This window comes from Lutibacter sp. (assembly GCF_040883305.1).
In the GTDB taxonomy this organism is placed as follows: Bacteria; Bacteroidota; Bacteroidia; order Flavobacteriales; family Flavobacteriaceae; genus Lutibacter.
In genome coordinates, this window is sequence record NZ_JBFLKT010000143.1 from 1 (window position 1) to 8,430 (window position 8,430).

The following is an 8,430-nucleotide window of genomic DNA, read 5'->3' on the forward strand; positions in this document are numbered from 1 at the left end:
AAGGAGGCTTGTCTGCCGGGAGATTACACTCAGTTGCAGTTAGATTAATACTTGAAAGAGAGCCTGAAATAGCCAATTTTACACCAGTTGCAACCTATAAAGTTGTTGCAGAATTTACCAATTCTGAAGGTAAAAAGTTTAAAGCTAATTTACCAAAGAATTTTGACACAAAAGAAGAGGCGCAAGCATTTTTAAATTCGTGTATTGACGCAAATTTTAAAGTTGAAGATTTGCAGAAAAAACCTGCGAAAAAATCTCCAGCAGCACCATTTACAACTTCAACATTACAGCAAGAAGCTTCCAGAAAATTATATTTTCCGGTTGCAAAAACTATGATGATTGCACAGCGTTTGTATGAAGCAGGTTTAATTACTTATATGAGAACAGATAGTGTAAACCTTTCTAATGATGCTAAAAATGAAGCAAAAGAGGAAATAATTTCATCATATGGTAAAGACTATAGCAAACCAAGAAATTTCAGTACTAAATCTAAAGGCGCACAAGAAGCGCACGAAGCAATAAGACCTACAAACATGAGTCAACAGTCGGTTTCTGTTGATTACGATCAAGATAGATTGTACGACTTAATTTGGAAACGAACCATTGCTTCACAAATGAGTGATGCTCAATTAGAACGTACCAATGTTAAAATTTCAAATTCGAATAACAATACTATTTTTACAGCTAATGGTGAAATGATAAAGTTTGAAGGGTTCTTAAAAGTGTATTTAGAAGGTACAGATAATGAAGATGAAGAACAAGAAGGAATGCTTCCTAATTTAGCAACAGGAGATACCTTAATCAATAAAAATATTGTAGCTACAGAAAGATATTCAAGACCACCTTACAGATTTACAGAAGCCGCTTTGGTAAAAAGATTAGAAGAATTAGGAATTGGACGTCCATCAACATATGCACCAACAATTTCAACAATTCAGCGCAGAGAATATGTAGAAAAAGGAACAATTGATGGGGTTGACAGAGACTACACACAAATAAAATTAACCAAAGGAAAAGTGGTTTCTAAAGTTTTAACTGAAAAAGTAGGTTCAGATAAAGGGAAATTAGTTCCAACAGATATTGGAAATATTGTAAATGACTTTTTAGTAGAAAACTTCTCAAATATTTTAGATTTCGGTTTTACAGCAAAAGTAGAGTCTGAATTTGATGCTATTGCAGAAGGAAAAGAAGATTGGATTTCTATGATAAAAGATTTCTACAATAAATTTCATCCAATAGTTGAAGATGTAGCTGCAAATGCTGAAAGAGCAAAAGGAGAGCGATTATTAGGAATAGATCCAGAAAGTGGTAAAAATGTATATGCACGTTTGGGTAGATTTGGAGCAATGGTTCAAATTGGAGAAGCTACAGACGAAGAAAAGCCAAAATTTGCAAGTCTACAACCAGATCAAACCTTAACTTCTATAACCTATGAAGAGGCAATGGATTTGTTTAAGCTTCCTAAAAAAATTGGTGGCTATGAAGGGAATGATGTAATTGTTGCCAATGGACGTTTTGGACCTTATATTAAATTTGATACTATGTTTGTCTCAATTCCAAGAGACGAAAATCCAATGTCGGTAGATATTAACAGAGCCATTGAATTAATTCAAGAAAAACAAAAAGCAGATGCACCAATTGGTACGTATGAAAACTTACCAATACAAAAAGGTGTAGGTAGATTTGGTCCTTTTATTAAATGGAATAATATTTTTATCAATGTTAATAAAAAATACGATTTTGATAATTTAACTCAGTCAGATCTGGAAGAATTAATTGAAGATAAAAAGAGAAAAGAAATAGAAAAGGTGCTTCATAATTGGGAGGAAGAAGGAATTAGAGTTGAAAAAGCACGTTGGGGAAGATCAAATATTTTAAAAGGAAAAATTAAAATTGAATTGCCAAAAACAATTGATGCAACTAAGCTAACACTTGAAGAGGTAAAAGAAATAATAGAAAAGAAAGCTCCAAAAAAGAAAGCTCCAAAAAAGAAAACAACTAAAAGAAAAACGACTAAAAAATAATTTTTTTAGTATCTTGCCAACAATTATACTACTTTAACCCCTGAGAATGAATTTCGATTATCTTAAACCTGTAGATAATACATTAGTAGCATATGCCAAAATGCAACCCAATAGCGCATTTGGGCAATGTGTTAAAATATATGCTAATAAGAATAATTTCCCAGACTTAACAACTACAAAAATTGCAATTATAGGTGTCTTAGAAGGGCGTGGTGCTGTTGATAATAATGGAACTGGTACAACCTTGAACGAATTAAGAAAAGAGTTGTACAAATTATTTCCAGGTAATTGGCCAATAAATGTTGCAGATTTAGGTGATATTGAACAGGGAAATACAATAGAAGATACATTTTTTGCTGTTAATACACTAGTAAGTTATTTAATCAGAAATAAAATCATACCTATAATTATTGGAGGAGGGCAAGAGCTTACTTATGCAAATTACAGAGCCTATGATACTTTAGAGCAAACTGTTAATATTGTAGCAGTAGATAATAAATTTGACTTAGGTTCTATAGAAGATGCTTTAAATTCACAATCCTATTTAAGTAAGGTTGTTATGAATCCGCCTAATAATTTATTTAATTTTTGCAATATTGGATACCAAACCTATTTTAATTCACAAGAGGAAATTGATTTACTGGAAAGTTTATATTTTGACACAGTTAGGTTGGGTGAAGTTCTAAATTCAATTCAAATAGTTGAACCAATTTTAAGAGATGCAGATATTGTTAGTGTAGATTTATCTTCTGTTAAAAACGCAGATGCACCAGCAAATAATAATGCAAGTCCAAACGGACTTTCAGGAACGGATATTTGTGCTATTGCTAGATATGCTGGAATTAGTGATAAGGTTTCGTCGTTCGGTATTTTCGAATACAATCCAATTTTAGACATTAAAAATCAGACTGCTCAATTAATTTCTCAAATGATTTGGTATTTTATTGAAGGAGTTAATTTTAGAGCAAATGACTATCCGTTTGGATTAAAAGATCAGTATAAAAAGTTTATTGTTCCAATTGAAGATCAAGTCTTAAATTTTTATAAAAGCAACAAGAGTGGAAGATGGTGGATGGAAATAGAAATAAGTAATAATAATAAATTTAAAAGACATGCGTTAATACCTTGTACATATCAAGATTATGTGAGTGCAAGTAACCAAGAAATTCCTGAAAGATGGATGCAAACATTTAAAAAATTAAACTAAATAAGTATTTTAAATACTAAAATCAATTTTTTTTAGTTTAAAACAGATTAAATTAAATATTGTATTTTAAAATAATTAGTAATACGTTTGCCTAAAAGAATTATAAATTAATATGAAGAAAATATCATTGTATATTTTACTAGCATTGGTGGTAGTCAGTTGCGGTTCAAATGATCAAGGAGAATTAGTTGGAGTTAAATCTTCAAGTAATTGGCACTCAGAGAGACCGTTGGGTATGACACTAATTCCTGGTGGATCTTTTACAATGGGTAAGCAAAGTGAAGATGTTGCAGGTTCACTTAATTCCCCAGCAAGAACTGTAACTGTACGTCCATATTATATGGATGAAACAGAGATAACAAATAGTGAATATAAAGAATTTGTGCATTGGGTAAGAGATTCTATTGTTAGAACAGAACTCGCCTTATTTTCAGAACTTATGTCTTTTGATGGAGAACCTGTATTAGAAGAATACAAGTTTTTAAATATTGATTCTACTAATATGTCTCCATATCAAAAATATATGATGAAAACCTATGGAAGTTTAGGCGACCTGAACTCACCAACACAAGGCAAAATGTTAAATTGGGATTCAGAAATTATTTGGAATGTTCACGAGTTTCCAAGTGAAGAATATGCCGAAGTTATGATTGATTCTATTTTAACTCCTATTGAAGATAGTTTTGAAGGAAGAAGAATGTTAAATGTAGATAAATTAAAGTTTACCTATTATTGGCTAGATCAAGAAGCTGCAGCTAGAAATAAAGGAAGTAGAAGAGAATTTATAAAACAAGAAACAGTAAATGTGTATCCAGATACCACCGTGTGGGTGCGTGATTTTAAATATTCGTATAACGATCCAATGCATCAAGATTATTTTTACCATCAGGCATATAATGATTATCCTGTAGTTGGTGTTTCATGGATGCAAACTAAAGCATTTTGTAAATGGAGAACAAAAAAGAAGAACGATTATTTAAATGCAAAAAGAAATCCTACACAAGTACCTCAATTTAGGTTAGCTACAGAAGCAGAATGGGAATATGCTGCGAGAGGAGGTTTAGAAAATGCAACCTACCCGTGGGGTAATCCTTATCCAACAACAGATAGAGGTTGTTTTTTAGCAAACTTTAAACCAACTAGAGGTAATTATGCAGTTGATGGTGCTTTATACACCGTTGAAGCAAAGTCGTACCCTCCAAACGATTATGGACTTTATAATATGTCAGGAAATGTTGCAGAATGGACAAATACAGCTTATAGTGAGGCATCTTATTATATAGGTTCTACAATGAATCCTAATGTAGAAATAGATAAAAATCATAGAAAAGTAATAAGAGGAGGTTCTTGGAAAGATGTTGCTTATTTTTTAGAAGTAAGTACACGAGATTACGAATATGCCGATTCAGCCAGAAGTTATATTGGCTTTAGAACGGTACAAGACTTTTTAGGAACTGACATTGAAGGAAATTAAATTAACAATCATATAAACAAACTTAATATTCAGAATTATGGCACAGAAAAATACTAAAAAATTATTTAATATGGCCTATGGGCTTGGAGCATCAATTGTAATTATTGGAGCTCTTTTTAAACTAACACATTATAGTATTGGTTTTCTTACGGGTAACGTAATGTTAGCTATTGGTTTAATTACAGAAGCAATTATTTTTGCAATATCTGCTTTTGAACCTGTAGATGAAGATTTAGATTGGTCTTTAGTGTACCCAGAATTGGCTGGTGGAAATTTAAGAGATAAAGACAAAGCTGAAGCTAGAGAGGCCCAAAGCTTATTATCTCAAAAATTAGATGATATGTTAAGAGATGCAAAATTAGATGCTGGATTAATGAAAAGTTTAGGAGATAGTATTCAGAATTTTAAAGGAGCCGCCGAAAATATTGCACCAGCAGTAGATTCTATAGCTGCAACAAATAAGTATAGTGAACAATTGTCTTTAGCTGCGGCACAAATGGAATCTTTAAATAGTTTGTATAAGGTACAGTTAGATAGTACGAGCAGACAAGCTGAAATAAATGAGCAAGTAACCGTAAATGCTGGAAAATTAAAAGAACAAATGGAATCGTTAGCTACTAATTTATCATCATTAAATGGTGTGTATGGAGGTATGTTATCTGCAATGTCAAATAAATAATTAGTTGTTTATTTTAAAATAAATTATTAATCAAAAAAACTAATTAAAATGGCTTCAGGTAAATTATCACCAAGGCAAAAGATGATAAACTTAATGTATTTAGTATTTATTGCTATGTTAGCAATGAACATGTCTAGAGAAGTTTTATCAGCTTTCGGTTTTATGAATGAAAAGCTCGTTGAAAACAATTTAACAGCTACAGAAAAAAACAATCAAACACTTGCTAATTTAGCAACAAAAGCACAGGAGCAACCAGAAAAATATGCCGATTTATATACGAAGGCAAATACTGTCAATCAACTCTCAAAAGATTTTACGACGTATTTAGAAACAAAAAAAATGTTTTTTGTGCAAGATTTAGAAGATTCTAAAAATTATGAAACAATGGATCAATCTAACCTTGTTGACGAACACTTTTTTGTAAAAGATTCTTATACAGAAGAGGGTCAAGAATTTTTGAATCAAATTAATGCTTATAAAAATAGTATTTTAGAGTTATTAGGAGAAAATAATCCGTTAAGTGCGGTAATAAATCAACGATTCGATACTTCAGATCAAAAAAAGGGAATAGGTACACAACCTTGGTTAAACAATAGATACGAAGGTTTTCCTTTAATATCTACTGTTACCAATTTAACATCTATGCAAATGGATATTAAAACCACCGAATCTGAAATTTATAGTACCTTATTAGGAGGGCAATTAGAAAGTGATGTTTCTATGTCTAATTATAAAACAATTCTAATTCCAGAAAAGTCTGCCTTTTTTCAAGGCGAAAACTTTAAAGGGAAAATTGTATTAGGTCGTTATGATGCTTCTTTACAACCATCAGAAGTAATAGTTAATGGAAATAAAATTACTAAAATTGAAGATGGAGGTGCTATATTAGATTTTCCTGCCGGTGGAGTTGGAGAGCGTGAAGTAAAAGGAAAATTTGTTTTTATAGAAAATGGAGAACCAGTTGAAATTGAAATAAATAGTACCTATGCAGTTATTCCAAAACCAAATAGTGCTGTAATTTCAGCGGATAAAATGAATGTTGTTTATAGGGGTGTGCCAAACCCAATGACGATTTCTATTCCTGGAATTCCTGACAATTTAGTGAGAGCAACAGCTACAGGTTTAAATAAAACAGGAGGTTCAGGAAAATATATTATGACACCTGCTTCTGGGAGAGAAGTAACTATTAGAGTTTCTGGAACATTGCCAAACGGGCAAACAGTAAGTTCGTCTCAAAATTTTAGAATTAAAGATATTCCTTCTCCGCAAGGAACTATTAGAAAAGAATCTGGTCATGTTGTAATGCCTAATTCTAGTTTAGTAAACGCAACTGTTGGAGCAGAATTACCTGATTTTGATTTTGATTTAAAATTAACAACTACTGGTTTTACAATTAAAGTTCTTGGACAAGGTGCAGTTGTTGTTAGAGGAGATAGAATGGATGCTGCCGCAAAAAAAGCCATTGCTAAGGCTAAAAGAGGTGATATAGTTACAATATTTGATATAAAATCTTCGTTAGTAGGAAATAGTGGTTATAAAATTAAAAATGCTTCTCCAGTAAGTGTTGAAATTCAATAAATTGAAATAAATGATGAATAAGAAAAATATTGGAATCTTAATTTTGGCGTTTTTGTTGTTTCAAACAACATTTGCACAATCTAATCTTTTAAATGCTAAAAGACCTTCCGATATTGGAAAAAAAACTGCTGAACAAAAAGCTGTTGATAACGACCGACCTTTAGATTATGGCTATGTAGATGATAGAGATATTTTATGGTCTAAAGTAGTTTGGGAATATTTAGATTTAAACGAACGTATTAATTTACCGTTATATTATCCTGTTGATACTACTACTGTGGCTGGTAACCGAAGATCTTTGTTTGATACGCTGCTTAGAGGTATTAAAAATGATGAAATTACTGAAGTTTATGATGATTCCTATTTTACAGCAAAAATGACCAAAGCTGAAATAAATAGAAAATTATTTAGAGTTGATACTACAGATGCTGGTTTTGATGAATTAAACGCAGGTGCACTTGATATTAATGAATATATTGATAAAATAAATTTAACTTCTCAAGACATTGAAGGTTTTAAAATTAAAGGTCTATGGTATTTCGATAAACGCCAAGGAGAATTAAAGTACAGACTTTTAGCCTTAGCTCCAATTGCTCCAGATGTACAAACTATGGGGAGAGAAGATATTGATATAACAGAGCAGTTACCATTATTTTGGGTTTGGTTTCCAGATGCAAGAAATTTACTGCACGAAATGAAAGTTTTCAACCCTAAAAATTCAGCATTTCCAATTTCTTTCGATCATATATTAAACGCAAGAAGATTTAATTCAATTATTTATAGAGAAGAAAATATTTTTGGAGATCGTGATGTTTCTGATTATGTAAAAGGGAATTCTTTATTTCAAGTTTTAGAGTCTAACAAAATTAAAGATCAAATTAGAAATAAAGAGTTAGACATGTGGAATTATTAAAACATTTCTAAAAAAATTAAAAGCTGTTTACAAAGTTTAAACTTTGTAAACAGCTTTTTTTCGTTTAATATAACTTTATAAAATGCAAGTAGATTATATAATAGTTGGTTTGGGTTTGGCAGGATTAGCTTTTTCTAAAGAGTTAGAAAAGCATAATAAATCGTTCGTAATTTTTGAAGATAACTCCCAAAATTCATCTATAGTTGCAGGAGGAATGTATAATCCTGTAATTTTAAAACGTTTTACACCTGTTTGGGATGCTATAAATCAGCTCAAAATTGCAATCCCTTTTTATGAAGCATTAGAAAAAGAATTCAATTCAATATACCATTATTCAGTTGATATTTATCGCATATTTAAATCAATAGAAGAACAAAATAATTGGTTTATTGCAAGTGATAAACCATTACTTTCAGACTATATGGATGCTGAAATTATACATAAAAAACATGTTGGAGTAATTGCAGATTTTGGGTACGGGAAATTAAATAATACGGGAAGAATTGATACAAAATTGTTATTAGATGATTATAGAAATTATTTAACAAATAAAAA

Annotated in this window: 6 protein-coding genes and 1 pseudogene; all 7 read left to right on the forward strand. The window is 31.0% G+C overall.

Translation table 11 applies throughout. The annotated features are described in order from the left end of the window. The coding region (locus AB1Z17_RS04655; RefSeq protein WP_368050631.1) for a DNA topoisomerase at window positions 1-2,024 on the forward strand (2,024 nt) is incomplete at its 5' end. Window positions 2,025-2,070: 46 nt separating this feature from the next. Beyond that, the gene (locus AB1Z17_RS04660) at window positions 2,071-3,231 is read left to right on the forward strand and encodes a formimidoylglutamase (RefSeq protein WP_368050632.1); all 1,161 of its coding nucleotides are present in this window, start codon (window positions 2,071-2,073) and stop codon (window positions 3,229-3,231) included. Between the two features lie 112 nt (window positions 3,232-3,343). Continuing rightward, complete coding sequence (gldK, locus tag AB1Z17_RS04665; protein ID WP_368050633.1) at window positions 3,344-4,705, forward strand: gliding motility lipoprotein GldK; 1,362 nt, start codon at window positions 3,344-3,346, stop codon at window positions 4,703-4,705. 37 nt (window positions 4,706-4,742) lie between these two features. Next, complete coding sequence (gene gldL / locus AB1Z17_RS04670; RefSeq protein WP_368050634.1) at window positions 4,743-5,384, forward strand: gliding motility protein GldL; 642 nt, start codon at window positions 4,743-4,745, stop codon at window positions 5,382-5,384. A 48-nt stretch (window positions 5,385-5,432) separates the two neighbouring features. Further along, complete coding sequence (gldM, locus tag AB1Z17_RS04675) at window positions 5,433-6,962, forward strand: gliding motility protein GldM (protein WP_368050635.1); 1,530 nt, start codon at window positions 5,433-5,435, stop codon at window positions 6,960-6,962. 10 nt (window positions 6,963-6,972) lie between these two features. Further along, a complete protein-coding gene (gene gldN / locus AB1Z17_RS04680; RefSeq protein WP_368050637.1) occupies window positions 6,973-7,875 on the forward strand; it encodes a gliding motility protein GldN in 903 nt (300 codons plus the stop codon). Between the two features lie 82 nt (window positions 7,876-7,957). Further along, window positions 7,958-8,430: pseudogene (locus AB1Z17_RS04685) on the forward strand (FAD-dependent oxidoreductase); the annotation flags it as partial.